Here is a 25,870-nt window from a genome sequence, read left to right on the forward strand (position 1 = left end):
CTCCGTTATGCGGCGTTTTTAGCCAATGCGGGAAGGTCCGCTCCCGCCTCGATCTCGGCTGCGGAGGGCAGCCTTCCGTGATCGAGCAGGTGCAGGAAGGCGGTGAAGGCCGCGTTGCGTCCGATGCTGCATGCGGCGGTCACACGCTCGCCCTTCACGTAGAACGCGATGAAATCCAGTGCGGCCGGATCGCCTTGCATGATGATGCGGTCGAAGCCCTTGGCGTAGCCGCCATAATCGAGGCGCTTGTCCCCCTGGTTGCTCCAGAAGAACGGCGCGCCCGAAAAGTCGCCGCCGTAGCCCAGGATAGCCCGGGCCACATGCGTGCCGTGCTGCTGCGCCAGCCGCCAATGCTCGATCCGCGCCGTCTCGCCGCTCGCCCGCTCCGGGAAGGCGGCGATGTCGCCTGCGATCCAGACGCGATCGGCGAGGCGCAGGTCGCCGCCGACCGGTAGCCCGCCGCTCTCGTCGGGCTCGACGCCCGCCACGATCCCCGTCTCGGGCTCCGCACCCGCACCGACGAGGACGAGATCGGCGGGCAGGCGCCGTCCTTCCTTGGTCTCGATCGCCTCGACACGGGACCCGCCCGCGATCCGGGCGACGGAGCCCTGCGAGAACGCGACGCCGTTGCCCGCGTGGTACTGTTTCAGGGCTGCGCCCACCGCCTCGCCGAAGCGCTTGGCGAAGGGCACCTCCTCCCGCGCCAGCACGGTCACGGACAGGCCTCGCTTCGTCAGGAACGCGGCGGCCTCCATGCCAATGAAGCCCGCACCGATCACCACGACATGCTTGGCCTCGCCCGCGGCCTCGCTCACGCGCACCGCGTCGTCTAGGCTGCGGAGGGTGTGCACACCGTCCAGGTCCTTGCCGGGAAAGTCGGGCATCGCCGCCCGGCTCCCGGTCGCGATGAGGACGGCATCGGCGGTGAGCGTCCGGCCCCCTTTCAGCGTGACCTGCCGCTGAGCCGGATCGACCCGCTCGACCTCACCGGTGATCCGCTCGACGCCGTTGGATGTCTCGAAATCCGGTTCGATCAGCACCTTCTCCGGCGGGGTCGGCTTCGCCAGGAACTGCTTCGACAGCTTGGTGCGGTCGTAGGGCGGGTGCGCCTCGCGACCGACCATGATGATGGCCCCGGCATAACCCTCCCGGCGGAGTGTCTTCACGCAGGCGACCGCCGCCGCGCCAGCCCCGACGATCAGCACACTTTTGACGGAGGTCTCGGCCTTGGCCGTCTCGGCGGGTTCGGGCGAGAGGGTCGCCACCGCCTCGGATCCCTCGATCCGCACGGGATAGCGGGTCAGGCCGTCGAGGGCCGGGGGCTCCAGCACGCTGCCGTTCGAGAGTGCGAAGGCCGCCTTGTGCCAGGGGCAGTAAATCCGGTCGCCGCAGATCTCGCCCTTGGCGAGCGGTGCGCCGAGATGCGGGCACTTGGCCTGGAAGGCCCGCACGCCCGAGGCGTCGCGCACGAAAAGGGCCTTGTCGTCCCCGGCCGCGCCCTCGGCCATGCCCCCCATGGGGATCGCGTCGAGGGCAAGGCGGATTTCCGTGGCGGGCATGGCGGCTGGCTCCTCGCGGGCGCCGATCCGCCCGCCGGACAAGTCGCGGAAGCCGATCCGGTTGCGGGCCGAGTCGTCGCGTCCTCAGCCGCGATTCGCCACAGCGACGCCGATGGCCGCCACAGCCATTCCCGCGATCTGCACCAGCGTGAGGGTTTCGCCGAACAGCAGGTAGCCCATCCCCGCCGAGACCGGCGGCACAAGGAAGAACAGCGCGGCTACCCCGGCCACTGCCCCACGCCGGATCAGGAACAGGAACAGCAGCACCCCGGTCACGGAGTTCACGAGCACCGCCCAGCCGAGGCTGAACCAGAGCGGCGCGACCGCATCGAATTGTCCGCTGCCGAAGGCCAGCGCCAGGGGGACGGCGCAGGCGGTGCCGCCGAGGAATTGCAGCACGGCACTCGCGAGCAGATCGCCCCCGCCGCCCGTGCGCTTCTGCCAGAGGGTGCCGAGCGTCAGCGCGACGACGCTGCACAGGGAGATCGCCAGCGCCATGGGCGGGATGCCCGCCGGATCGGTGGCGCCGAGCTTCGGCATCAGCACCAGCCCGGCCCCCAGGAAGCCCACCGCGATGCCCGCCGCCCGGCGCGGGCTGACCCGCTCCCCGAGGAGCGGCCCGGCGAGGGAGGCGGTCAGCAGGGGCTGGAGGCTCCCGACCAGGGCCGCGATTCCGGCGGGCAGGCCGTGGCTGATCGCTTCGAACGTTCCTGAGAGATAGACCCCCTGCATCAGGAAGCCCGCGACGAGCGGACCGCGCCACGCCTTCCAGCCGCTGGGGAACCGCGCGCCCACCACCAGGGCGATGAGTCCGAGGATGATCGCGACGGCGCTGAACCGCACGGCGGTGAACGCCAGCGGATCGGCATGGGGCACCGCCCCGCGCGCGCTGATGAATCCCGTCGACCAGATCAGGACGAACAGTCCCGGGATGAGGGCGGTCGCGACCGGCGACGGGGAGGGGGAACGCGACGGGCTCACGGGTGCTCAGAATACGCAGACCAAGCGCAAGGCCAAGCATGGCTCAACAATTCCGGCAACCATGTTCTCACCTCCCGGCGTTGCCGGAAGGCGTCACGCCGGCGCGAATGGCACCGCTCTGGACGGGTGGCGTTGACGCGGGGGCCGCCGGGCCGTCATCGACGGTGGCGCATGACACGGCGAGGACGGACCGGACCGTTGAGTTTCCTTCGCAAAGGGTTCGGCGTCGCGGGTCTGGCCGCCCAGCGATTCGTCTCGCATGACGGCTGGGCGATCGCGAGTCACATCGCCCTGTCGATCCTCACGTCGCTCTTCCCGTTCCTGATTCTGCTGGCAGCCCTGGCGGGCCTGTTCGGCACGGCGTCCCTCGCCGACGAAGCTGGCACGCTGATCTTCGAGGCGTGGCCCCGCGAGATCGCGATGCCCATCGTGTCCGAGGTCCACCGGGTGCTCACCACCCAGCGGGGCGGCGTCCTGACCCTCGGCGCCCTCTTTGCCCTCTACTTTTCCTCGTCGGGGGTCGAGAGCCTGCGGGTCGGACTGAACCGCGCCTACGGCCTGCGCGAGAGCAGGCCGTGGTGGCTGACCCGCCTCGAATCCATCGGCTACGTCATCTGCGGCGCCTTCGCGATCCTCGCCTTCGCACTCCTCGTCGTGCTCGGGCCGTTGATCTGGAGCCGCCTGATCCTCGTGGCGCCGGGGCTCGAACCGCTCGGACTCACCGTCGCCATCGCGCGGATCGGCATCACGGCGCTGCTCCTCGCCTTCGTGCTGGTCATCGCTCACAAGTTCGTTGCGGCGGGGCGGCGCTCCATCGTCTCGGTCCTGCCGGGCATCGCCGTGACGCTGGTCCTGTGGTTCCTCGCCGGGCTCGGTTTCGGCTTCTATTTGGAGCGTTTTTCCAACGCCTACGCCTCGACCTACGGGGTCTCGCGACGGCGATGGTGTTCCTCGTCTTCCTCTACTGGCTCGCTGCGATGTTCCTGTTCGGCGGCGAGATCAACGGCACCGCCATCGCCGCCCGCCGTAGCCAGCTCCAGGCCCGGATGCGCGCCCGGCAGGCAGCCGCGCTGGAGGCGCAGCGCCAGGCCGAGAGCGGCTGAATGCCGGTTTGACCATCACCGGCCAAGACGGTTAGCCCTTTCGCAAGAAGACAACCGAGAGTTGATATGAGCGATGACGCCAATGCCGGTCTCGACGGTCTCGTGACCTCCCCCTGTCGCGGCGGGGTTTCGTGATGACCAGCCTGATGAGCGGCCTGACCCTCGCGACCACGCGGGTCGAGGCGCAGGCGATCAAGACCGATGCCGAGGGGATCGAGGCGGGCGAGGTGGCGATTCCGGCCGCCGACGGGCCGATGCCCGCCTACAGGGCGGTGCCGAAGGGCGAGGGCCCGTTCCCGGTGGTCCTCGTGGTCGAGGAGATCTTCGGCGTCCACGATTACATCAAGGACATCTGCCGCAGGCTCGCCAAGGCCGGATACTGCGCCGTGGCGCCGGAACTCTACGCTCGCCAGGGCGACCTTTCGAAGATGACCGACGTGAAGCAGATCATCGCCGAGGTGATCTCAAAGACGCCGGACGCGCAGTGGATCGGCGACCTCGACGCGACGGTGGCCTGGGCGACCTCCGCGGCCAAGGGCGACGGCAAGCGCCTTGCGGTGATGGGCTGGTGCCGGGGCGGCCGGGCGGCGTGGCTCTACGACGCACACCGCACCGACCTGAAGGCCGCAGTGGCTTGGTACGGCCCGCTCGGCGGCGAGCGCACAGGCATCCAGCCGCGCACGGCGGGTGACGTGGCAGGCGAGATCCACGCTCCCCTGCTCGCCCTTTATGGCGGAGCCGATACCGGCATCCCCGTTGCCTCCGTGGAGGCGGCTCGCGACGCGGCCAAGGCGGCGGGCAAGGAGGTGGAACTGGTGATCTACCCGGAAGCGCCGCACGGTTTCCACGCCGATTACCGGCCGAGCTATCGCAAGGAGGCGGCCGAGGATGGATGGAGCCGCGCGCTAGCGTTCCTCAAGGCACACGGAGTCTGACCAAGCGCACAAGCTTTGCTTTTATCCTGGCTCAGACCCATGGAGCACTGATCGGCTGCAGAAGTTGTTCCGTCGTTAGACGGGCGCTGTGTTCGGAATGACACGGCCCTTTGCTGCCGGTTGTGCGATGAAACAGACAGGATCTGTGGGTGCGCGGGTCCGGCGGGGTGCGACGACGCTTTCACGTGAACCGATCGACGCGTCCGCCGTTCAGACCTAGTGGATTGGCGGCTCTATGAGCGACGCGCGACAGCCTGGACGGAAGCCTGTCATCCTCGTCGTGGAGGACCAGCCCGACGAGCGATTCCTCGCGGCCACCCTCCTGGAAGACACGGGCTTCACCGTCATCGAAGCCGAGACGGCCGACCGGGCCCTCGCCATCCTGAATGACCGGGCGGACGAAGTGAGCGTCGTCTTCTCCGACGTCCGGACCCCCGGCCCGATCGGTGGCTTCGAACTGGCCCGCATCATCGGCGTCACCTGGCCGAAGGTCCGCGTGCTGCTCACCTCCGGCGATGCCGGTGACCAGCCGAGCGATTTGCGCGTCTCCGCCACCTTCATCCCCAAGCCCTGGCGCGCCGAGGACATCCTGGAATGGGTTCAGGAGGCGGCGGGCAAGCCTCCTGCGGCAGGCGGAACCGAGGTGATCGGCTCCAACGGCAAGCTTCAGCAGCAGGCCTGACCTGCCGGAAACGCCTGGCAGCGGTGAAACTTTCGATCTGATCTCGCGTTCGTGGCTCTCCACCACATCGCGCTGCCGTGAGCAGGCTCCCTCGCTGCCAGATTATTCCCCATGAAGATCGTTGCCGAAAATCACGCCGAACGACTGCGACGACCGGGATGCCTCTCCTCGGATGCGTTGATCGCGGCCGTGATCGGCGAGGGCTTGCGAGAGAATTACGGCCACGAGCCGATCGAATTGCCGGATAGCCTCAAGGCTCTCGTTCTGTCCCTCGATAGGGTCAGAAGGGATCAGGCGACGGATCACGCGGCAATCTCTTGACGAAGTCAGGCGTCGCTCCATCGCCATCGGCGCCGAATCTGTTATGGGGACCACCACCGGTTTGAGCCGGCCTGGAAGTACCCGTGCCCGAGACCGCCATGCGTCTGAAGATCCTTCGCGCCACGCTTGCCGCCGGGCTGCTCGCCGTGGCCGCCACCGCCCAGGCGGCGGCGCCGCCGAGCCAGCCCAACGAGGGACCGGGCGGCGTCGGGGATCGCAAGGCCACCATCGTCAAGCGTGCCCTCGGCCGCCCGAGCGCGCCGACCTTCGCCTTCCATGCCGCCGGTCCTGCCCCAGAGGCTGGGCGCCCTGTCGCCGTGTTCCTGCATGGTTGGGGTGCAACGAACCCACAGGCCTATGGTGCCTGGATCGATCACCTCGCCCGGCAGGGCTGGCTGATTCTTTTCCCGCGCTTCCAGGAAGTGAACCGCACCAAGCCGTCCGACGCCCCTGCCATCGCCGGGGCGCTGGTGAAGGCTGCCCTGGACGAGGTCGCCTCGGACAAGGAGGCCAAGCCGGACCGGTCGCGGGTCGCGATGATCGGTCATCTCGCGGGTGCGCCGCTCGCCATGGATCTCGCCGCCGACGCGGTGAAGGACGGCCTTCCCGTTCCGAAGCTGATCTTCGCGGTGACGCCCGGCGGCATCGCTAGCGGCCCGAAGTCCCGCGGCATCGCCCTGCACGATCTGGAGAAGATCGCTCCCGAGACGCTCATCGTCACCATGGTTGGTGACAAGGATGCACGCGCCGCCGATATGGCGTCCCGCCGCCTGTTGCGTGAGGCCAGCGCCGTGCCGCCGGAGCGCAAGCTGTTCGTGCGCGCGCTCTCGGACGATCACGGCTTTCCGGCTTTGACCGCAACGCTCGCCTCCCCCGCCGGGCTCGATACGGCCTACGATTCGGGTGCCATCAAGCTACCGCCGGAGCCGAAGGACGCGCCCAAGCCGCCGCCTTTCCGCTGGTCGGCGGAGATGGCCCTGACCGGTGAGCAGCAGACCCTGGTCTCGCAGATCAATCTCGCCCGGTCCGATGCCCTCGATTATCTCGGCTTCTGGAAGACCTTCGACCTCGCCGCTGCCGCTGCCTTCTCAGGCGCCGACGCGGTGTCGCTGAAGGCCAATCCCCGGCTCGCCGACATGGAGCGGTGGAGCGACGGTTGGCCGGTGAAGCGCCTCTCGGTCGAGGTCCCGAAGCCGACCAAGGCGCCCGCCGTGGCGAACGGGGCCGAGACCGGCCGCCGCTGATCGCCTCTGGCCACTGGCGCAGGCTTTGCTAAGCTTAGCCGGCATGGCGGCGAGAGCCGTCCATGCGGACCCGAACCAAGGGGACGCGCCATGCCGGAATTCGTCGCTACGCTGCTCGCAGCCGCCGCCTTCTGCTTCACCCTGCTCGTGCTCAACGCCGCGACGCGGCTTCTCCTGCAAGCGCATCTCGGCCCGCAGGATTTCTGCGAGAACGGCTTCCTGCAATATGGCGGCGCCTTGGTCGCCGCTCGCGCAACCTATCGCCGGGCGCCGCAGCGGCGACTTGGCTAGAGCGTTTTCTGTAATCTTTGGATCACAGAAAACGCTCTGAACCATTGTTATTGACGCATTTTCTTGGGCCGAACCGGCGTCCACTTCGGCGGAAAATGCTCTATCGCAGGAAGTCGCCGAACGCCCTCGGGCCATTGCCGGTGGCGATGGGCGAGGCTGCCTTCAGGGTGCTCGCATCGATTACGCTGAGGCGGTTGTCGCCCCAATCGGCCACATAGAGCCGCCCGGTCGCGGGATCGGCGGCGATGCCCTCTGGGTGATCGCCGACATCGATCTCGTCGATCGGCTTGAGCGTCTTCAGGTCGAAGGCCGTCACGCTGTTTGCGTATTGGTTCGTGACGAAGCCGCGCCCGTTAAGGAGCGCGATGACGTAGGGGCGCCGCCCGGTCGGGATGCGGCCGACCTCTTTGTTCGCCGCGAGGTCGATCACCGACACGTCGTCACCCGTGACGTTGGCGGTGTAGGCGCGCCCGGCTTGCGCATCGAGGGTGATGCCGAAGGGATGCTGGCCCACCGGGATCACGGCGGTCTCCCGCCGCGCCGCTGCATCTACGACGGAGACGGTATCCGCCTCGCGGTTGGCGACATAGAGCGTCGCCCCATCCGGGCTGACGGCGATGCCGGAGGGGGATTTTCCGACCGCGATCTCCCCGTCGAGGCTCAAGGCTCCATCCCGCCCGGAAAGGACGAAGATCCGGCTGCCGTACCAATCGGCCACATAGACCCGGTCGCCGCGCGGGTCGGCCGCGACGCCGAGCGGCCCGCCGGGAAGGGGGATCTCCGCGCGTACCGTCCCGGCATCGAGGTCGAGCACGGCGAGGCCGTGGCCTTCCGGGCGTGTGACATAGGCGAGGCGACGATCCGGCGAGAGGGCGATGCCCGCAGGGGCGCCATCGACGGCGATGCGGCGCACCACCTTACCGGAGGCGAGGTCGATCACCTCCACCGCGTTGGCGAGCTGCGCCGTGACGATCGCCTCCCGCGCCGGCCCGGCCTGGGCCGGCACGAGGGTGAGCCACAAAGCCGCGAACCCGGCGACGAGCGCCGGGCCGAGTTTGAGGTGGCTCAAGAGCCCTTCTCGACCTTGTTCTTCAGGTTCTGAAGGCTCGCCTTGACCCAGTTGCCGACGCCCTTCTCGGAGGCTTCGTCGTTCAGGTCCGGCGGCGGATCGTTGTTCATGTAGCCGCGGTAGAAGGCCGACTTCCACTCGACCTTCGACTTGCTGTCGCCGGCGGGTTCGACGGTGATGGTGCCGGAATAGTCGTTGGCCGGCAGGTCCTTCACATCGACCTTGTCGATGTAGAACATGAACAGCTTGTCTTCCGGCTTATACTTGCCGCCGGTCTCGCTCATCGTGTTGCCGCTCTTGAGCGTCAGGGTCCGCTTGGACTTGGCGGGATCGTCGCCCAGGGTCTCGGTCTTGGTGACGTTCTCGAGCCAGTTCGCGTCCTTCCAATTGCCGACGACAGCCCAGACCTTGTCGGCCGGAGCGTTGATCTCGATCGACTCCGAGACCTTCCGCCGGGTCGGGCCGTGCGCCTGGGCGGTAAAGGCGACGAGGGCGGCCATCGCCGCCGTCGCCAGGGTGATTTTCTTCATCGTTACTCTCTCCTGCCGCCTTTAGCGGTCCTCCCGGCCGAGGATGCGGGCGTCCGGCCCGAGGGCCGCCGCGATCTTGTCCTCGATCCAACCCCAGGCCTCACGCTCGCGCGGCCCCGCCGTTTTGGCGATGGCGATGGCGAGGTAGGTCATCTCGCTGAGAATTTTAGCGGGCTCCAGCATGTGCAGCCGCGTCGACAGCACCGCTGCCTCCAGCACCGCCGCCTGCGCCCGGTTATAGCCGATGAACGGCGCGTGGGCCGCCATGTGCCGGATGCGCCCCCGGAAACGCGGGCGCTGGTCGTCGTCCTGCACGGAGGCCACTTCGAATTCGGCATGGCCGAAGCTGTCCGCGAGCCGTCGGCCGGGAATGGCCTCACAGGGCTCGGTCGGCCAATCGCGGCGACCGGTGACGGCACCCGCGATCACCCGGATGTCGCGCGGGCTCGACGCCGCGAAATACGGGCGGGCCTGCAGGTTCTCGATGGTCGGCGAAGGGCGGAACGGCGCGAGCACGTAGGCTTCCGCCTCCGGCGCGTCGTCTTCCCGGATCAGCCCGAACGGCACGAGGTGGAGCTTCCCCTCGGGGGAGACCGTCGTGACGATTGTTTCGATGATCAGCGGCATCGGCTCAGGCTTCGTCCGACGGAACGAGGCGGCCGCAGACGATCCTCTCGCCCGTTCGACCCGGCTCCGAGCCGGTGCCGGAGACCGTTTCCGGCTGTTCGGCATCGGCCTCGGGCCGTGCGTCGCGGGTACCCGGTGGAGGGGCGCCGGGTCCGGAATGCTTGGTGTGCCCAGCCTTCTTGAAGGCGGTCGTATCCTCGTCCGGCCTGTCGGCCGAAGCACCCCAATCGAGGGGCTCGTCCTGAACGTAGCGCTTGCCGAGCCGCCAAGCCGTCTCGGCCTTGGCGAGTTCGCCGCCGAGATAGAAGGCGTGCGCCCCGTCGCTTCTCACGTCGAGATCGGGGAAGAAGGCCATCGCGTCGGTGCCGACCTTGTGGATGTCGCGGTTGTAGACGTGGATGCCGTCCTCGGCCACGGCGATCCGGTAATTCGGGTCGCGGACCTCGGACGCAGCCTGGGCGATCTCCTCAGGGCTCTGCACGAACGGGCGCTTGTCGTGAAGTGCCAGAAGTGCCCGGCCATAGCCCTTCGGCAGGGCGGCATCGGCCTTGGCTGCGTACATGACCCGCCGGGCGGCGTCGTGCTCCTCCACCGTGCGGCGGGTGTGGTTCGAGACGTGGACGATCAGCACGTTGCGGATCGCCAGTTCGGAGCACATCCCCATAAGGAGGGCAGTGACGCCGAGGCTGTCGGCCTCGGTGAGTTCGGTGAGGTTGCCGGTGCCCATCATCATCTCGATGTCGGGCCAGCGGGCGCGGGTGTCGCGGTAGCGGGCCACCGAATCGACGAGCCCGTGGTGGATCGGCTCTAGGATGGCGTCGGCAATGAACGGCTTGCCCGCCGCGAGCATCCGCTCGATCGCCCGGTCGAGGGAGTCCAGATCGTCGGGCCGGGTCGGCACGAGGATCGGCACCGCATCGGTCTCGAAGGCGAGGTCGAGGGTGTCCTCGTTGAGGCTGAGCAGGAAGTCGGCCCCGGCCATCGCGCCCCGCGAGAGCTCGTCACGAGAGAAGGAATCGACGCTGACCTTCAGCCCCGCGCCCTTCAGGGCCTTCACCGAGGCTTCGAGATGGGGAAACGGCGTATCCGGCAGTCCGCCGAGGTCGATCACGTCGGCGCCGCGCCGGGCGAGGTCGAGGCCGCGCGCCAGGATCTCATCGGGCGTCATCTTCGAGGCATCGACGATTTCGGAGAAGATCCGCACGTCGTGGCCCGACAGGTCGAGGCTGCGCCCGGCGAGGCCGAGCCAAGCGGGGAGATCCACGATCTCATCCGGTCCCCGTTCGACGGGCAAGCCGAAATGGGCAGCCAGCGCCTCCGGGTTCGCCCGGCAGCGGCCGGGCAACACGATCCGCGTCGCGCCCTCCGGGATCTCGACCCGGCGCTTGATGATCTCCTCGGTCATCAGCGCGGCGACCTTCACCCCGGCATCCGCGATGCTCCAGCGGAGATGCGCGGGCAGGCTCGCCGCGATCTTCTCCAGGCGCGGCCGGGCGAGGCGGCCGGTGATGAAGACGATATGCTCGGCTGTGCCAGTCTCAGGGGCGCTCATGCGGCCCTCCTGCGCTGGATCGGGACGGTGCGCCCCGGTCCCCGGATCGCGATGCTCCCCGGGAAGCAACGCGCGAAAGCGGGGAAGGCGGCATCGACGAGGCCGCTCGATGACAGAGCCTCGGCATCGAGACCTGGCGCGGCATCGACCGATTTCACCACGAGGCAGGCGGGGGCCCGCATACGGGCGGCGAGCCACAGGGCGAGGCTGTCGGAGGTGACGTCCCAGGTCTCGGGGATGTCGGGATGTCCCCCTCTCAGGGCGGCAGGGTCCCAGACCAGCGCGGTTTCGGTGGCCACGCCGTCCCAGGGTGATCGCGTCGGGGCGAGGCGCGGCTCTATGGCGCGGAAGCGGGACGCGGTGCTGCTCATCGCATCGAGCGCCCGGCGATGCGCCTCCGCGTCGGAGAAGCCCTCATCGCGTTGAGCCGCGCGGACGGCATCGGCATCGGGGCCTCCGCCCGGCACCACGATGCAGGGCCCTTCGTCGCCGTCGGCGAGACCCGCGAGCACGCCGCGCAGGCGAGTGCCGTCTCCGAGGAGGCTACCGCCGACCTTGACCACAACCCTCACGCGGCATCCTGCGTCTGCGGACGAAGCGCACGAACCGCCTCGGCGATGCGCAGGGGGTCGATGCCGTTGGTCCGGTCGAAGCCCCGGCACAGGCCGCCCCGGAAACCGAGATAATCCGGCCCGGCGGCCGACAGAGTGGGGATGTCGCCGATGCGCAGCGAGCCCGCGAGGCCGCAAAGGAGTGACGCACCGCGGCAGGCCGCGACGAACTCGGCCAAGTCCTTGGGGCCCAGCAGGTCGGGCAGGCGCCCGCCGCTCTTGCCCGCCGTGTCGATCATGGCCCCGGCGAAACCGGCCTCGGCGAGAGCGGGCACGCAATGGGCCCCCGGCTCGTCCTCCGCGAACAGCACCGCAATCACCCGTCCGGGGACCGAGCGGGCGATCTGCGCGAGCCGCGCGGCATCGTCCCATTCCGCGCGGGTGATGCCGTGCTTAACCCAGCGTGCGCCGCTTGCCGCCATGGCCGCGAGGCTCTCGGCCGAATCCGCCACGGCGCTCGTCTCGACGCCCTCGCCGGGCAGGCGCGCCATGATCTCGGCTACCGTCTCCGGGGCGAGGGCGCCCAGCGCGCCGCGCTCCGGATCCTTGGCGTCGATCAGGTCGGCGCCCGCGAGCAGGGCGGCTTCGGCCTCGGCCGGGTCGCGTACGCTCACGAGGAGGCGGGGAGGGGAAACAGGGCTCACGATGAAACGCATTCTGGGATCACGCTCCTGGGCTAGCCCAGACTCCGCCCGAGGGGAACACGTTTCGCGAAAACTCCCTTCTCACGGTTTGGCGGGCAGGGGTTCGGCCAGCAGCCGGTTCTTCACCAGCCAGCGCATGGCATGCGCCCAGGTGTTGTCGTCGTCGGCGCGGACCGTGACCTGCCCGCCCCGGATGAGCTTGCCCGTCGCGGCCTCCGCGATCGTGACGTTGAGGTTGAAGATCTGGTTGGCGCCGCGCTGGGCGTAGCCCGTCACCGTCAGATCCGCGCCGAGACCCTTGGCGATGTCGTCCGCGCAGCCGTTGCACTTGTAAAGCGGTCCCTTCTGCTCGACCTCCTTCGCGGCGGGGGCGGTGTCGATCACCTCCACGCCGCTCTGGGCCTTCAGGGCGCTGCGCAACTCGTCGGTGACGAGGGTCAGCTTTTTCGCATCCGCCGGGCGGGTGCGCGCCCCATAGGTGGCACCGGGATCGTTCATTTCGATCGGGAAGACGGCCGCCTTCTCCGCACCCGCCTCGGCGGCGCCGATCCAGGCGCAGGCCGCCACCGCCGCGATGATCGCGCGGGGAAGGGCCGGTGGGCGGGTCGTCGCTCGCATGCTGCGTCTCCTCCGGTCGCCGGCCCTCGGGGGCCGTGTCGTGATGACAAACAATTCGGTCGCTGGGACGTTTTGGCAATGGACGGATGGCCCCGGACGCCCCAACTCCCGGATCCGTGAGCGTTTTTCCCCTCGGCCTTCCTGCCCGGACAGGTTGAGCGGACCCCTCCGTTGCTGATACAGGCCGCGTGCATGCAAGATCGTGCAGATCACTCCGGTCCCGCTGCGGCCCTCGCCGCCCTGATGCTCGCCACCGGCTTCGTGAGCCCGGCCCTGGCGCAGCAGCCCGCGCCCGCGCCCATCGAGACCAAGATCGGCCTGATCTACCGTCCGCAATCGGCACCCGCCTCCTACGATGCCGAGGCCGTGCCGGAAGATGAGGGCGTGGCGGGGGCCCGGATGGGCATCGCCGACGACAACACCACCGGTCGCTTCACCAAACAGACCTACGTGCTGGAGGAGAAGGCTCTCTCCGATGACGCCGCTGACCCGGTCGCGGCGGCGAAGGAGTTGGTCGGCAAGGGTATCCGCTACCTCGTCCTGACCCTTCCGGCGGATCAGGTTCTCAAGGTCGCCGACGCGGTGAAGGACACGGGCGCCGTGGTGTTCAACGCGGGCGCGCCGGACGACCGCCTGCGCGGGGCCGATTGCCGGGCCAACGTGTTCCACGTCCTGCCCTCACGGGCGATGATGACCGACGCCCTGGCGCAATACCTGACCGTGATGCGCTGGCGGAAGGTGTTCCTCATCGTCGGCCCGACCGAGGCCGACAAGGCCTACGCCGACGCCATGCGCAATTCCGCGCGGAAATTCGCCCTGAAGGTCACGGCCGACAAACCCTGGACCTTCGGCCCGCTGGCCAAGGCGCGCGGCGACACGCCGACCCGCGCCGAGGCGATGGTGTTCACGCGGGGGCTCGATTACGACATGGCCGTGGTGGCCGACGAGGAAGGCGATTGGGGCGATTATGTCCCGTATCGCACCGTCGATCCCCGCCCTGTCGGCGGCACGCAGGGGCTCACCCCGACCACGTGGTCTCCCGTGCTGGAAACGTGGGGGGCGGCCCAGGCTCAGAATCGCTTCCGGCGCATGGCCGGGCGGCTGATGCGCCCTCTCGATTATCAGGCGTGGATGGCGGTGCGCACGGTGGGCGACGCCGTGACGGCCAAGAAGGCCAACGATCCGGCGACCATCGCCCCGTTTCTCACTGATCCCGCCTTCGGCCTGCCGGCTTACAAGGGCGTGCAGTTGAGCTTCCGCCCCTGGGATCACCAGATGCGGCAGCCGATCATCGTCGTGCAGCCGAAATCGATGGTCTCGGTGGCGCCGGAGCAGGGCTTCCTGCACCAGCGCACACCCCTCGACACATTGGGAATCGATCTGCCCGAGACCACCTGCAAGTTCCCGTGAAGGGCTGACCTGCGGCGCTGTCCGGTCTCGCATCCGGCGGCGGAGACACTATCATCATGCGCGAGAAGCGCCCCACGAGGGCGCCCAAGGGAGGAGAACGGATGGGCCGCCAGCAACTGGCAGGATGGGGCAGCGCCGCCCTCGGTCTGTGGCTCGCATCGAGCGTTCCGGCTTTCGCCTTCACGGCCTACGTGACCAACGAAAAGGCCAATACGGTCAGCGTCATCGACAGCAACACGCTCGCCGTCACCGCGACGTGGAAGGTCGGGCGGCGACCGCGCGGCGTCACCGTCTCGAAGGACGGCAAGGAACTCTTCGTCTGCGCCAGCGACGACGACCGCATCGACGTGCTCGACACCTCGAACGGTAAGGTCGTGCGCTCGCTCCGCTCCGGGCCCGATCCGGAGCAGTTCATCCTCGATGCCTCGGGCAATCCCCTCTACGTCGCCAACGAAGACGACAGCCAAGTCACGATCATCGACATCGAGAAAAACAAGGTGCTCGCCGAGGTGCCGGTGGGCGTCGAGCCGGAGGGAATGGGCCTGTCGCCTGACGGGAAGATTCTCGTGAACACCTCCGAAACCACCAACATGGCCCATTTCATCGACACCAAGACCTTCCAGGTGATCGACAACGTGCTGGTCGATGCCCGTCCGCGCTTCGCGGAGTTCACGGCCGACGGCAAGTTCCTCTGGGTATCGGCCGAGGTCGGCGGGACGGTGAGCGTGATCGACGTCGCCACCCGCCGGGTGGTGAAGAAGATCACCTTCAAGATCCCGAGCGTGAACGACGAGGCGATCCAGCCGGTCGGCATCCGCATCACCAAGGACGGGACGAAGGCGTTCGTAGCGCTCGGGCCCGCGAACCGCGTCGCGGTGATCGATGCCAAGTCCTACGAGGTTCAGAAGTACCTGCCGGTCGGCCAGCGGGTCTGGCAGCTCGCCTTCACCCCGGACCAGAAGCAGCTCTTCACCACCAACGGCACCTCCAACGACGTGTCGGTGATCGATGTCGAGGCGGAGAAGGTCGTGAAGAGCATCCCCGTGGGTCTTCTGCCCTGGGGCGTCGCGATCTCGCCGAACTGATTTCTTGAGACTTCCACCGCTCGCGATCGACGGAGTGCGGATGACAGGTTTGTTTCGCATGGCGGTGCTCGCCGCCACAGTCACGGCATTGGTCGCCCCGGCCTCGGCCCTCGACCTCACCAAGAAGCGGGAGAACCTCCCCGATCTCGTGCTTGGCAACGACCAGGGCAACGACTTCGTGGTCGAGAACAAGGATATCGAACTCGAATCCGGCAAGGCCTACCGCCTGCGGATCGTTGCCAAGGGTGGGCAGGAGTACAAGTTCTACGCGCCCGAGTTCTTCCGTTACATCTGGCTCAACCAGATCGTGATCGAGCACAAGGAGATCCATGGCGGCGGCCCGCCCGATCACCTGGAGTTCGACGAGCCCGGCGAGATTGCCATCGAGTTCGTCGCGATCAAGCCCGGCGCCTACAAGTGGGAGGCGCGCGGCCTTGAATCGAAGGGCATGACCGGCACCCTGACGGTGAAGTGATGAGGGCCATCGCATTCGCCCTCGTGACCATCGGCCTGACGTCGCCTGCCTTCGCGGCGGACGACGCCTCGTCCTGCGCGGAGGGGATCACGATGATCCGCGACGCCATGGCCAACAACCCGCCCGAAGCCGCCGTGACGAAGCTCAAGAAGGCGCTGAAGAACGCTGAGCGTGAACAGCGCGAGGGTGAGTTCGATGAGTGCCTCGACGCGGTCGCGGATGCCCGCAAGGCGCTCGGCCAATGAGCGGGGACACGCCCGCCCTCCTGGTCGCCAATGTCGGCCATCGCTTCGGCGCCCGCGCGGCGCTGGACGACGTGTCGATGCGCGTCGAGAACGGCCGCTTCACCGCCTTGCTCGGCCCTAACGGTGCGGGCAAGACCACGCTCTTCTCCGTGATCACCCGGCTCTACAACAACCAGAGCGGCCGGGTCGCGATCTTCGGCCACGGGCTCGACCGGGAGCCGTCGCGGGCCCTGGCCCGCCTCGGGGTGGTGTTCCAGGCCCGCACCCTCGATACCGACCTCACCGTGGAGCAGAACCTGCTCTACCATGCGAGCCTGCACGGTATCCCGCGCAAGGCCGCTAAGATCCGGATCGGCGAGTTGCTCGACCGGGTCGGCCTCGCCGACCGGCGCGGGGACAAGGTGCGCACCCTTTCGGGCGGCCAATCCCGGCGCATCGAGATCGCCCGCTCCCTCGTCCATCGGCCGGACCTGCTGCTTCTCGACGAGCCGACGGTGGGGCTCGATCTCGAATCCCGCGCCGGGATCGTCGCCATCGTCCGCGCGCTGGTGCGCGAGGAGGGCCTGTCGGTCCTCTGGGCCACGCATATCTTCGAGGAAATCCGGCCTGAGGACGACGCCGTGGTGCTTCATCTCGGCCGCATCGTCGCGCGCGGCACGGCAGGCACGATCGCTCAAGGGTCCGAGAGCTTGGAGGAAGCCTTCCGCCGCCTCGTGGCCGAGCGCGGGAGGCAAGCGGCGTGAAGGTGGACCAGCCATGACCTCGTCGTCCCGCGTCGCCGAACTCGACGCAAAGACCCACACGCCCTCGCGTCGAGCTCGGACGGCTCGATGCCGTCGGCTATCTGATCTGCCTCGGCGGCATCGTCCGCCGAGAATTGCTGCGCTTCTTCAACCAGAAGGAGCGGTTCTTCTCGGCGCTGGTGCGGCCCCTCGTGTGGCTGTTCATCTTCGCTGCGGGCTTCCGCAACACGCTGGGCGTCTCCATCGAGCCGCCGTACCAGACCTACGTGCTCTACGAGGTCTACGTGGTGCCGGGGCTGGCGGTGATGATCCAGCTGTTCAACGGCATGCAATCTTCGCTTTCGATGGTCTACGACCGCGAGGTCGGATCGATGAAAGTGTTGCTTACCTCGCCCTATCCGCGCTGGATGCTGCTGCTCGCCAAGCTTTTCGCCGGTGTTTCGGTGTCGATCGTCCAGGCCTATGCCTTCCTGGCCGTGGCGTATTTCTGGGAAAGCGACATTCCGACGCTCGGTTATCTCGCCGCCTTGCCTGCCTTCCTCGCCTCGGGACTGATGCTCGGCGCCATCGGCCTGTTCCTGTCGTCGCTGGTGCGGCAACTGGAGAATTTCGCGAGCGTGATGAACTTCGTGATCTTCCCGATGTTCTTCGCCTCATCGGCTCTCTATCCACTCTGGCGGATCCGGGAATCGTCCGAGACGCTGTACTGGATCTGTGAACTCAACCCCTTCACCCATGCGGTGCAACTGGTGCGCTTCGCCCTCTACGAGCAGCTGGAGCCCCTGTCCTGTGCCGTTGTCATCGGGACGACCCTCGTCTTTTTCGCGATGGCCGTGATCGCCTACGATCCGGGCCGGGGCCTCATGGCCCGGCGCGGCGGGCCGGCCGGAGAAGCCTCATGATCAGAACGTCCGCTCTCATCCTCCTCCTGTCCGCGACCGCCGCCGCGGCGCAGCCTCGTCCCGACCCGGATTGGCCCTGCGTGCAACGTAAGGTCGAGACCCTGAGCCCCGGCCAGTTCTGGACCGGGCCCGACATCGCCGCCGCAGGCGAGTGGGGCAGCGACAACGACGCCGCCGTGCTGGCGCAGAAGATCGCCTCCCGCCGCACCGAGCTGTCCCAGGTCGACCCGCTCCTCAACGAGTTCGCGGGCAAGTTCGGATCCGACAAGGATGCCAAGGACAAGGCGCTGACCCGCGTCTATGCCGGTGTGTTCGAGGTGCTGAACGGCGAGCGCAACAAGATCATGAGCGGTATCACCCGCTACGCGCAGGGCCAGCGCCGCATGGCCGAGCGCATCCGCGACGAGGCCGACAAGATCAGCCAAATCAAGGACGCGCCGAGCAAGGGCGACGAGACCGAGTTGCCCAAGGACCAGACCGATCTCGAGACCAAGTTCGCCTGGGACCGGCGCATCTTCCAGGAGCGCAGCCAATCCCTGACCTATGTCTGCGAGGTGCCGCAAATCCTCGAACAGCGGCTCGGCGAAATCGGCAAGCGGATCCAAGCGCACCTCTAGGCTTGCCGATTCCTCCCGGCTACGCTTGCCGTTAATGCCTTAAGTCTTTGATTTTGTAAAGCAAAACTGTGGCGGCGTGGACACGCGGCGCCTTAGAATGACCCGCGAGGCGCGAAAGTCCTGCACGGGTCGCGGCCCGGTGATTGAAGTCGTTCCGGCTCCCGGACACTAGTGGTCGCAAGCCCGTCGGAATCGGGTCTGCGGTTTAAGTGTCGAGGGAGTGGGGAATGTCGTTGCGGGCGCTCAGGAGGGGTTTGACGGCGTCAGCGTCGGTTCTCGCAGGCTCGATGGCGGTCGGCACGGCCCACGCCCAGCAGGCGGTCACCCTCGGTGAGATCAGCGTCGTCGCCACGTCTCCGGTCGGCTCGGGCGGCGGCAATTCCAGCCGCGTGCAGAACTTTAACGAAGCGGCTCCCATCGCAGCCAGCACGGCGCCCGCCGGGACCGTCGTGGCCGCTCCGCGCCTGCGCGGCAGCGAGCAGCCGCTCTACAAGATCCCCAGCACCGTCGAGACGGTGACAGCCCAGGACGTTCAGGCCGATCTCGGCACCAACAACGTCGTGGCGACTCTCGCGCGACGGACTCCGGCCCTCAACATTTCGGACAGCCAGGGCAATTCGAACCGCCCCGACGTGACCTATCGCGGCTTCGTCGCCTCGCCCGTGCAGGGCGTGCCGCAGGGGCTCGCCGTCTACCAGAACGGCGTGCGCATCAACGAAGCCTTCGGCGACATCGTCAACTTCGACCTCATCCCGCCGCAGGCGATCCAGCGGATCGACGTGGTGACGGGCAACCCGGTCTTCGGCCTCAACGCGCTCGGCGGCGCGGTAAACATCCAGATGAAGAACGGCTTTACGTGGCAGGGCACCGAGATCAGCGCCTGGGGCGGCTCGGATGCGCGCACGGCGGGCTATCTCGAATACGGCAAGGTCTCCGGGCCGTGGAGCTTCTACTTCACCGGCGACGGCCTGAACGATCGCGGCTGGCGCTACGAGAGCCCGAGCACGATCGGCCGCATGTACGGCGACATCGGCTACCGCTCGCAGGATGCCGAGTTTCACCTGATCGGCATGGCCGCGCGCAGCTACTTCGGCGCCGCCGCCGCAACCCCGGTGGACTTCACCCGTAACGATCCACGCGCGATCTTCACCTACCCGCAGACCACGACGACCGAGGTCGGCACCATCCAGCTTACCGGCCGGGTCGATATCTCCCCGACCTGGGATCTCGCGGGCAACGCCTATTTCCGGCGCTTCCACCAGACCTACGTGGACGGCAACGACGGCAACTTCGAGCAATGCAGCCGCCAGAGCAGCTTCCGCGGATTCCTCTGCTTCGAGGATGACGGCTTCACCCGTGCGCCGAACCAGACGCAGCTCGCCTTCCGCAACCAGTTCCTGATCCTGGGCCAGCAGAACCGGGCCGTCCCGTTCACGGCGAATGTCCCCTACGGCACCCTGGACGTCACGAACACGCAGGCCACCGGCTACGGCGGCTCGCTCCAGGCGGCCAACCGCGACACGCTGTTCGGCTTCAACAACGCCTTCATCGTCGGCGGCAGCATCGACGCGGCGAATTACTCGTTCAAGTCGTCGAGCACGCTCGGCGTCATCAACCCGAACCTGTCGATCACCACCGATCCGAACAACCCGTTCTACGGCACAATTCCGGGCCTCGGTACGTCGTTCATCCGCACGGCCGGGGCACTCGGCATCGCACCGAGCTCCGTCAACGGCTCGAACCTCTATCTCGGCCTCTACACGCAGGACACGCTGGACCTGACCGACCGCCTGTCGGTGACGGCGGGCGCCCGCCTGAACTTCGCACGCATCCAGAGCGAGGATCTCACCGGCTTCTCGCCGGACGTGACGGGCACGCATTACTTCAACAAGATCAACCCGGTGGCGGGTCTGACCTACCGGTTCTTCGATGCGCTGAACCTCTACGGCAGCTACTCGGAATCGAACCGCGCCCCGACGCCGCTGGAACTCGCCTGCGCGAACCCCGACCGGCCGTGCCTGCTGCCGAACTCCCTGGTGGCCGATCCGCCGCTGAAGCAGGTGACGGGCAAGACCTACGAGGTCGGCTTCCGCGGCCAGCTGCCGAACACCTATGACGGCGGCATCATCACCTACAAGATCGGCGCCTTCCGCACCGACCTGTCGAACGACATCCTGTCGATCGCCACCCCCGGCAACGCGGCCCGTGCCTACTTCGTGAACGTGCCCGCCACCCAGCGGCAGGGCATCGAGGTCGGCGGCGAGTACACGGCCGATTACCTGCGAGTCTACGCCAACTACGCCCTGGTCGATGCGACCTTCCAGTTCAACGGCACGCTGTCCTCGCCCAACAACCCGCTCGCGGTGGACGGGGCGATCCAGGTGACGCGGGGCAACTCCGTGCCGCTGGTGCCGAACCACCAGATCAAGGCGGGCTTCGACTATTACATCACGCCGGAATGGCAAGTCGGCCTTTACCTTCAGGCTTTCTCCTCGTCCTTCTACCGTGGCGACGAGTCGAACCTGAATCGCAAGCTGCCGCCCTACTACGTGATGAACTTCCAGACGAAGTATCAGGTCACGAAGAACCTCGAGATATTCGGCCTGATCACGAACCTCACGAACAACCGCTACGCCACGTTCGGCACCTTCGCCGAGCCGGGCCCGGTAGCAGGGAACCTCGTGATCAACAACGCGCGCACCACGACGCTGTCGCAGCCGTTCTCGGTCTATGGCGGCTTCAAGTACGCCTTCGGCGCCGACCCGGTGCCGATGTCGCCGGAGCCGATCATCCGCAAGTACTGATCGTCACCGAGATCAGTCCGGGGGCCGCGACTCGAAAGAGGCGCGGCCCTTTTTCGTGTCGTGGCGCGGCGACCTGTCTCGGGAACGTGTTCGCGGCGTCTCGCGTCGCCATCCCGAAGGCGGCCCGGTCTGATCCGCGCCGCCATGGGAGATGCTTCATGACGCTTCGCTTCGTTCTCGCCCTCGCCGCCGTGGCGACCGCCACCGCCGGACCGGCCCTGGCCACTCCCTGCGCCGATGAGGTGAGCACGCTGGAGCGCCGCCTCAACAGCGCGGGTGCGGCGGAAGTGACGGGCACGACCCCGCCCGGCGGCCCGACCTCGTCCGATAGCCCGAAGGCCCTCGCCAACCCGCCGAAGCTGACGCCCAGCGACAAGGACGTGAAGCCCACCGCTTCGGGCGTCGAGGAGGCGAAGAAGCTCGTCGCCCAGGCCCGCGAGGAGGACAAGGCAGGCAAGGCGGAGGAGTGCCGCCAGACCATCATGAAGGCGAAGGAGAAGGCGGGCGCGCTGCCGTAGCGTCATCGTTCTTGCGAGCGCCGCGAAGCAATCCAGGGATTCGCCACGCTTGGAAGCGTCACGCAGTCCTGGGTCGCTTCGCTTTCGCTCTCGATGACGAAGGTCGGTTCGGCCCTCAGGGCCGACCGAAATCCCGCCGATGCTCGCCGACGATCCGCCGGATCGTCCCTGCCTCGGAGCGGAAAACCAGCGTCTCCGTCTGGATCCTGTCCTGGCGGAAACGCACCCCCTTCAGGAGCGAGCCATCGGTAACGCCGGTCGCGGCCACGATCACGTCTCCGCCCGCGAGGTCAGTCAGCTCGTATTTCCTGTCGAAGTCGCGGATGCCCATCTCCTGTGCCCGGCGGCGGCGCTCGGATGTGTCGAGGATCAGCCGTCCCTGCATCTGCCCGCCCATGCAGCGCATGGCGGCGGCGGCAAGCACGCCCTCGGGGGCCGCTCCGGTGCCGAGATAGATATCGACTCCGGTCTCCTCCGGGCTCGCGGTGAAGATGATCCCGGCGACATCGCCATCGGTGATCAGCCGCACCGAGGCACCCGCCTCGCGGACCTCCGCGATCAGCGCGGCATGGCGCGGGCGATCGAGGATCAGCGCGGTGATCTGGTCGGTCGGGCAGCCCTTGGCGCGGGCCAGCGCCCGGATGTTTTGCATCGGGCTCACATCGAGATCCACGAGGCCGGACGGGTAGCCGGGCCCGATGGCGATCTTCTGCATGTAGACGTCGGGCGCGGCGAGCAGCGAGCCGCGCTGCGCCAGGGCCATGACGGCGATGGCGCCGGGCATGTCCTTGGCGCAGAGGGTGGTGCCCTCCAGGGGATCGACCGCGATATCGACCTCCGGCCCCTCGCCGGAACCGAGTTTCTCGCCGATGAACAGCATCGGCGCCTCGTCGCGCTCACCCTCGCCGATGACGACGGTGCCGCTGATCGGCAACCCAGCGAGTTCGGCGCGCATGGCGTCGACGGCGGCTTGATCCGCCGCCTTCTCGTCGCCCTTGCCGCGCAGCCGGGCGGCGGCCACGGCGGCCCGCTCCGTCACACGGGCGAGTTCGAGGGCAAGCGTCCGCGGCACGGGCTGCGAACGCGAGAGTCCAGTCTCGGTCATCGTTTCCTGTCCCTCACCCGGGCTCGGTCTTTTCGCCGAATCCCGGTGCGTTCCATCATGACGTCGGCGCCCCTGCCGCGTGCTAAACTATGCTAGCCGCAGCACACCTGAACATCCGCTGTCCGACACGCTTGGCGTTCTACTCTCTCTCGATGCGGATCAACTGCGGCGATTCCGCCAGCAGCCCATCCTTTGCGATGGCATCGAGGGCCTCGCGGATCGCGCCCTCCGTGGCGGCATAGGTAATCAGCACCAGCGGCACCGGGCGGCCGGAGCGTCCGCGCGGATCGCTGTCCGCGCCCTCGACGCGCCGCTGGAGAATGCTCTCGATGGAGATCTCCCGCTCGGCCATGCGCTGCGCGACGCCCGCCGCGACGCCCGGCCGGTCATGGACGGTGAGGCGGATGTAATAGCCGCCCTCGTGGCGCTGCATCTCGGCGCGGGGCGGCGGCGCCATGGTCGCGGCGGCTACGCCGAAGGTCGGGCGCAGGATACGGCGGGCCACGTCGGCGATGTCGCCGAACACAGCCGAAGCGGTGGCCTCGCCACCCGCGCCGGGGCCGATCAACGTCAGCTCGCCCACCGCGTCCGCATCGATGGTCACGGCGTTGGTTACGCCCATCACCTGCGCGATGGCCGAGGATTTTGGCACCATGGTCGGATGGACGCGCTGCTCGATCCCCGCCGCGGTCGCCTGCGCGACGCCGAGCAGCTTGATGCGGTAGCCGAGTTCGTCGGCCATGCGCAGATCCAGGGGCTGGACGCGCGAAATGCCTTCCACCGAGACGCCCTCGGCATCGACCTGCGTCCCGAAGGCGAGGCTCGTGAGGATCGCGAGTTTGTGAGCCGTGTCGAAACCCTCGACGTCGAAGGTCGGGTCCGCCTCGGCATAGCCCAGAGCCTGCGCGTCCTTCAGGCAGGCCTCGAAGGTCAGGCCCTCCCGCTCCATCCGGCTGAGGATGTAATTGCAGGTGCCGTTGAGGATCCCGTAGACGCGCTCGACCTTGTTGCCCGCGAGCCCTTCGCGCAGCGCCTTGATGACCGGAATGCCCCCCGCGACGGCGGCCTCGTAGGTCAGGGCCACGCCGGCCTTCTCCGCAGCGGCAGCGAGCGCCGCGCCGTGCTTGGCCAGCAGCGCCTTGTTGGCGGTCACGACCGGCTTTCCGGCGGCGAGCGCCGCCTCGACCGTGTCCTTCGCCGCGCCCTCGGCGCCGCCCATCAGCTCCACGACGCAGTCGACCGCGCTGGAGCGGGCCATGGCGACCGGATCCTCGAACCACTCGACGCCCGAAAGGTCGAGGCCGCGGTCGCGCGAGCGGTCGCGGGCGCAGACCGCCGTGACGGTCAGATCGAGGCCCGAAGCGAGCATGGCCTCCCGGCGCCGGGCGATCATGCGGACGACGGACGCGCCGACGGTGCCGAGACCGGCGACGCCGATGCGGAGAGACTGCGACATGGGACCTTCCGTAGTCGCGGTTCGCAGCCACCGTGCCGCGCCACCCGCGATCCTGGGCTCATCGCCCGTGCGGCGCAGTTCTGCAACCTTTCCCTCGCGCCCGCAAGGAGTTGAACCCTCGTCCCTTGGGTGGTGCGGCGGGGGAGAAGGCGACGGTCGAGACCGGAAACGGCTTGTCACCCGGCCGCGAAGGCCCGATGACGGGCCGCCTGCCGGACGAGGCCGATGCGCATCACCACCTGGAACGTCAATTCGATCAAGCAGCGGCTGCCGCACCTGCTCGGCTTCCTCGACGAGGCGAAGCCCGACGTGGTGTGCCTGCAGGAGCTGAAATGCCAGGACGAGTCCTTCCCCCGGGCGGAGGTCGAGGCGGCGGGCTACGCCGTCGAGACCCTGGGGCAGAAGGCTTATAACGGCGTCGCCCTGCTGGTGCGCTCGCCGCTCGCGCTGTCCGAGATCCGCCGGGGGCTGCCCGGCGACGAGGAGGATGTGCAGGCGCGCTACATCGAGGCGCTGATCGGAGGCGAGGATCTGGCGCCCGTGCGCGTCGCCTCGATTTACCTGCCGAACGGCAACCCCGTCGACAGCCCGAAATACCCCTACAAGCTTGCCTTCCTCGAACGGCTGCGGCGTCATGCCCGCGCCCTGGCGGAGGTAGAAATTCCGGTCGTGCTGGCCGGTGACTACAACGTCATTCCCGAGCCAGAGGATGCTGCCGACCCGGAGGCGTGGCGCAGCGACGCGCTGTTCCTCGCGCCCTCCCGCGCTGCTTTCCGCGCCCTGCTGGCCGAGGGCTACACGGACGCGATCCGCGCCTGCGACCCGCGCGACGGGCTCTACACGTTCTGGGACTATCAGGCCGGATGCTGGCCGAGGAACCAGGGGATCCGCATCGATCATCTCCTGCTCTCGCCGCAGGCCGCCGACCGACTTATCTCCGCCTCGGTGCAGAAGCACCTGCGCGGGCTCGACAAGCCCTCGGACCATGTGCCCGTGACCGTCGAACTCGCCCGCACCTGATACGACACTTGAGGTCTCGATGATCGTTTACGGTACCAGCGTTTCGCCCTACGTCCGGAAGGTCCTCGTTTCGCTCTTTGAGAAGGGCGTCTCGTTCGATCACAAGCCCGTCCCGTTCCATGCGGACGATCCCGGCTTCCAGGCGGCGAGCCCCACGGGCAAGATCCCGGCGCTGGACGATGACGGCTTCCTGCTGCCCGATTCGACCGCGATCCTGAACTACATTGAGGCCAAGCACCCGGAGCCGGCGCTGATCCCCGCGGAGGCGAAGGCGCGCGGCCGGGCGGTGTGGTTCGACAAGTATGGCGATACCGAGCTCTTCCCGGTGCTCATCATCCCCTTCGTGGAGCGCTTCCTGAAGCCGAAGCTGATGAACAAGGAAGGTGACGAGGCGCGGGCGCAGAAGACGATCGACGAAAAATTCCCGCCGCTGCTGGACTACCTCGAAAGCCAGATCGAGGGCGAATACCTCGTCGGGAACGCGTTCAGCATCGCCGACATCGCCGTGGCAACGAACTTCCACAACCTGCGTCTGGCGAAGTACGAGATCGATGCTGGCCGCTGGCCCAAGCTCGCGGCTTTCGTCAACCGTACCCTGGAGCGGCCCTCCTTCGTGAAGGCCATCGCGGCGGCGAAGAACTGAGACTGCGCCGTCTCTGCGAGCGAAGCGAAGCACGCCGGGGATACGCCACCGTCGTCGCTGTCCCCCTGCCCGGGTCGCTT

The 25,870-nt window shown here is 67.9% G+C and carries 27 protein-coding genes and 1 pseudogene; 16 read left to right on the plus strand and 12 right to left on the minus strand.

Going from position 1 to position 25,870, the window contains the following annotated elements; translation table 11 throughout:
* Positions 1-5: 5 nt before the first annotated feature.
* Both ACFQE0_RS09730 and ACFQE0_RS09735 read right to left on the minus strand, forming a co-directional pair.
* On the minus strand, positions 6-1,559 hold the full coding sequence (locus tag ACFQE0_RS09730; protein ID WP_378969168.1) for an FAD-dependent oxidoreductase: 1,554 nt from the start codon (positions 1,557-1,559) through the stop codon (positions 6-8).
* Positions 1,560-1,643: 84 nt separating this feature from the next.
* Positions 1,644-2,540 carry a DMT family transporter gene (locus tag ACFQE0_RS09735; RefSeq protein ID WP_378969171.1) on the minus strand — a complete coding sequence of 299 codons (897 nt, stop codon included), beginning with the start codon at positions 2,538-2,540 and terminating at the stop codon, positions 1,644-1,646.
* Positions 2,541-2,711: 171 nt separating this feature from the next.
* Between ACFQE0_RS09735 and ACFQE0_RS09740 the strand changes: the two are divergent.
* The 3 genes and pseudogenes from ACFQE0_RS09740 (at position 2,712) to ACFQE0_RS09750 (ending at position 5,260) form a co-directional block, all read left to right on the plus strand.
* Positions 2,712-3,643 (plus strand): annotated as a pseudogene (locus ACFQE0_RS09740) (YihY/virulence factor BrkB family protein).
* Positions 3,644-3,777: 134 nt separating this feature from the next.
* Entirely contained in the window at positions 3,778-4,578 is an 801-nt protein-coding gene (locus ACFQE0_RS09745) for a dienelactone hydrolase family protein (protein ID WP_378969174.1), read from the plus strand.
* A 235-nt stretch (positions 4,579-4,813) separates the two neighbouring features.
* The gene (locus ACFQE0_RS09750) at positions 4,814-5,260 is read left to right on the plus strand and encodes a response regulator (RefSeq protein WP_378969176.1); all 447 of its coding nucleotides are present in this window, start codon (positions 4,814-4,816) and stop codon (positions 5,258-5,260) included.
* A 102-nt stretch (positions 5,261-5,362) separates the two neighbouring features.
* On the opposite strand, the gene ACFQE0_RS09755 is transcribed toward ACFQE0_RS09750, so the two are convergent.
* Positions 5,363-5,566 carry a hypothetical protein gene (locus ACFQE0_RS09755; protein WP_378969179.1) on the minus strand — a complete coding sequence of 68 codons (204 nt, stop codon included), beginning with the start codon at positions 5,564-5,566 and terminating at the stop codon, positions 5,363-5,365.
* A 113-nt stretch (positions 5,567-5,679) separates the two neighbouring features.
* On the opposite strand from ACFQE0_RS09755, the gene ACFQE0_RS09760 reads away from it, so the two are divergent.
* Both ACFQE0_RS09760 and ACFQE0_RS09765 read left to right on the plus strand, forming a co-directional pair.
* Positions 5,680-6,825, plus strand: coding sequence for a dienelactone hydrolase family protein (locus tag ACFQE0_RS09760; RefSeq protein WP_378969181.1), 1,146 nt, complete (start codon positions 5,680-5,682; stop codon positions 6,823-6,825).
* 90 nt (positions 6,826-6,915) lie between these two features.
* Positions 6,916-7,116, plus strand: coding sequence for a hypothetical protein (locus ACFQE0_RS09765; protein ID WP_378969184.1), 201 nt, complete (start codon positions 6,916-6,918; stop codon positions 7,114-7,116).
* Positions 7,117-7,216: 100 nt separating this feature from the next.
* Here the strand turns inward: ACFQE0_RS09765 and ACFQE0_RS09770 are convergent, their stop codons facing one another.
* From ACFQE0_RS09770 to ACFQE0_RS09800, 7 genes are all read right to left on the minus strand, one after another.
* On the minus strand, positions 7,217-8,185 hold the full coding sequence (locus ACFQE0_RS09770; RefSeq protein WP_378969186.1) for a YncE family protein: 969 nt from the start codon (positions 8,183-8,185) through the stop codon (positions 7,217-7,219).
* A complete protein-coding gene (locus ACFQE0_RS09775) occupies positions 8,182-8,715 on the minus strand; it encodes an SRPBCC family protein (RefSeq protein WP_378969189.1) in 534 nt (177 codons plus the stop codon). Before ACFQE0_RS09775 ends, ACFQE0_RS09770 begins: the two co-directional genes overlap by 4 nt.
* Before the next feature lie 21 nt (positions 8,716-8,736).
* Positions 8,737-9,342, minus strand: a complete 606-nt coding sequence (locus ACFQE0_RS09780; protein WP_378969191.1) for a DUF447 domain-containing protein — start codon at positions 9,340-9,342, stop codon at positions 8,737-8,739.
* A 4-nt stretch (positions 9,343-9,346) separates the two neighbouring features.
* Positions 9,347-10,894, minus strand: a complete 1,548-nt coding sequence (locus ACFQE0_RS09785; protein WP_378969193.1) for a DUF6513 domain-containing protein — start codon at positions 10,892-10,894, stop codon at positions 9,347-9,349.
* Entirely contained in the window at positions 10,891-11,466 is a 576-nt protein-coding gene (locus tag ACFQE0_RS09790) for an amino acid kinase family protein (RefSeq protein WP_378969196.1), read from the minus strand. The genes ACFQE0_RS09785 and ACFQE0_RS09790 overlap by 4 nt, the downstream gene beginning before the upstream one ends.
* Positions 11,463-12,161 (minus strand): (5-formylfuran-3-yl)methyl phosphate synthase, encoded by a 699-nt coding sequence (locus ACFQE0_RS09795; RefSeq protein ID WP_378969198.1) that lies wholly within the window; start codon positions 12,159-12,161, stop codon positions 11,463-11,465. The genes ACFQE0_RS09790 and ACFQE0_RS09795 overlap by 4 nt, the downstream gene beginning before the upstream one ends.
* 69 nt (positions 12,162-12,230) lie before the next feature.
* Complete coding sequence (locus ACFQE0_RS09800; protein ID WP_378969200.1) at positions 12,231-12,767, minus strand: DUF3280 domain-containing protein; 537 nt, start codon at positions 12,765-12,767, stop codon at positions 12,231-12,233.
* Between the two features lie 192 nt (positions 12,768-12,959).
* Here ACFQE0_RS09800 and ACFQE0_RS09805 point away from each other — a divergent pair, with 192 nt between their 5' ends.
* The 9 genes from ACFQE0_RS09805 to ACFQE0_RS09845 all read left to right on the plus strand — a co-directional run bounded on the left by ACFQE0_RS09805 (position 12,960) and on the right by ACFQE0_RS09845 (position 21,566).
* The gene (locus ACFQE0_RS09805; protein ID WP_378969202.1) at positions 12,960-14,177 is read left to right on the plus strand and encodes an ABC transporter substrate-binding protein; all 1,218 of its coding nucleotides are present in this window, start codon (positions 12,960-12,962) and stop codon (positions 14,175-14,177) included.
* Between the two features lie 101 nt (positions 14,178-14,278).
* Positions 14,279-15,262: a YVTN family beta-propeller repeat protein gene (locus ACFQE0_RS09810; RefSeq protein ID WP_378969204.1), complete on the plus strand. Its 984-nt coding sequence runs from the start codon at positions 14,279-14,281 to the stop codon at positions 15,260-15,262.
* Positions 15,263-15,302: 40 nt separating this feature from the next.
* Positions 15,303-15,737, plus strand: coding sequence for a cupredoxin domain-containing protein (locus ACFQE0_RS09815; RefSeq protein ID WP_378969206.1), 435 nt, complete (start codon positions 15,303-15,305; stop codon positions 15,735-15,737).
* A complete protein-coding gene (locus ACFQE0_RS09820; protein ID WP_378969208.1) occupies positions 15,737-15,982 on the plus strand; it encodes a hypothetical protein in 246 nt (81 codons plus the stop codon). Before ACFQE0_RS09815 ends, ACFQE0_RS09820 begins: the two co-directional genes overlap by 1 nt.
* Positions 15,979-16,725, plus strand: coding sequence for an ABC transporter ATP-binding protein (locus ACFQE0_RS09825; RefSeq protein ID WP_378969210.1), 747 nt, complete (start codon positions 15,979-15,981; stop codon positions 16,723-16,725). The genes ACFQE0_RS09820 and ACFQE0_RS09825 overlap by 4 nt, the downstream gene beginning before the upstream one ends.
* A gap of 101 nt (positions 16,726-16,826) precedes the next feature.
* Positions 16,827-17,627 (plus strand): ABC transporter permease, encoded by an 801-nt coding sequence (locus tag ACFQE0_RS09830; protein ID WP_378975404.1) that lies wholly within the window; start codon positions 16,827-16,829, stop codon positions 17,625-17,627.
* Positions 17,624-18,244, plus strand: coding sequence for a hypothetical protein (locus tag ACFQE0_RS09835; RefSeq protein WP_378969212.1), 621 nt, complete (start codon positions 17,624-17,626; stop codon positions 18,242-18,244). Before ACFQE0_RS09830 ends, ACFQE0_RS09835 begins: the two co-directional genes overlap by 4 nt.
* A 227-nt stretch (positions 18,245-18,471) precedes the next feature.
* Positions 18,472-21,048 carry a TonB-dependent receptor domain-containing protein gene (locus tag ACFQE0_RS09840; protein WP_378969214.1) on the plus strand — a complete coding sequence of 859 codons (2,577 nt, stop codon included), beginning with the start codon at positions 18,472-18,474 and terminating at the stop codon, positions 21,046-21,048.
* A gap of 158 nt (positions 21,049-21,206) precedes the next feature.
* Entirely contained in the window at positions 21,207-21,566 is a 360-nt protein-coding gene (locus ACFQE0_RS09845; protein ID WP_378969216.1) for a hypothetical protein, read from the plus strand.
* Positions 21,567-21,681: 115 nt separating this feature from the next.
* Here ACFQE0_RS09845 and glpX read toward each other — a convergent pair whose 3' ends face one another.
* Together glpX and ACFQE0_RS09855 are read right to left on the minus strand one after the other, a co-directional pair.
* Positions 21,682-22,671 carry a class II fructose-bisphosphatase gene (gene glpX / locus ACFQE0_RS09850; RefSeq protein WP_378969218.1) on the minus strand — a complete coding sequence of 330 codons (990 nt, stop codon included), beginning with the start codon at positions 22,669-22,671 and terminating at the stop codon, positions 21,682-21,684.
* Between the two features lie 139 nt (positions 22,672-22,810).
* The gene (locus ACFQE0_RS09855) at positions 22,811-24,127 is read right to left on the minus strand and encodes a homoserine dehydrogenase (RefSeq protein WP_378969220.1); all 1,317 of its coding nucleotides are present in this window, start codon (positions 24,125-24,127) and stop codon (positions 22,811-22,813) included.
* A 225-nt stretch (positions 24,128-24,352) separates the two neighbouring features.
* Between ACFQE0_RS09855 and xth the strand changes: the two genes are divergently transcribed.
* Positions 24,353-25,147, plus strand: coding sequence for an exodeoxyribonuclease III (gene xth, locus ACFQE0_RS09860; RefSeq protein WP_378969222.1), 795 nt, complete (start codon positions 24,353-24,355; stop codon positions 25,145-25,147).
* Between the two features lie 19 nt (positions 25,148-25,166).
* Entirely contained in the window at positions 25,167-25,790 is a 624-nt protein-coding gene (locus tag ACFQE0_RS09865; protein ID WP_378969224.1) for a glutathione S-transferase family protein, read from the plus strand.
* The last annotated feature ends 80 nt before the right edge of the window (positions 25,791-25,870 follow it).

This window comes from Methylobacterium komagatae (assembly GCF_042661665.1).
Classification (GTDB): domain Bacteria; phylum Pseudomonadota; class Alphaproteobacteria; order Rhizobiales; family Beijerinckiaceae; genus Methylobacterium; species Methylobacterium komagatae.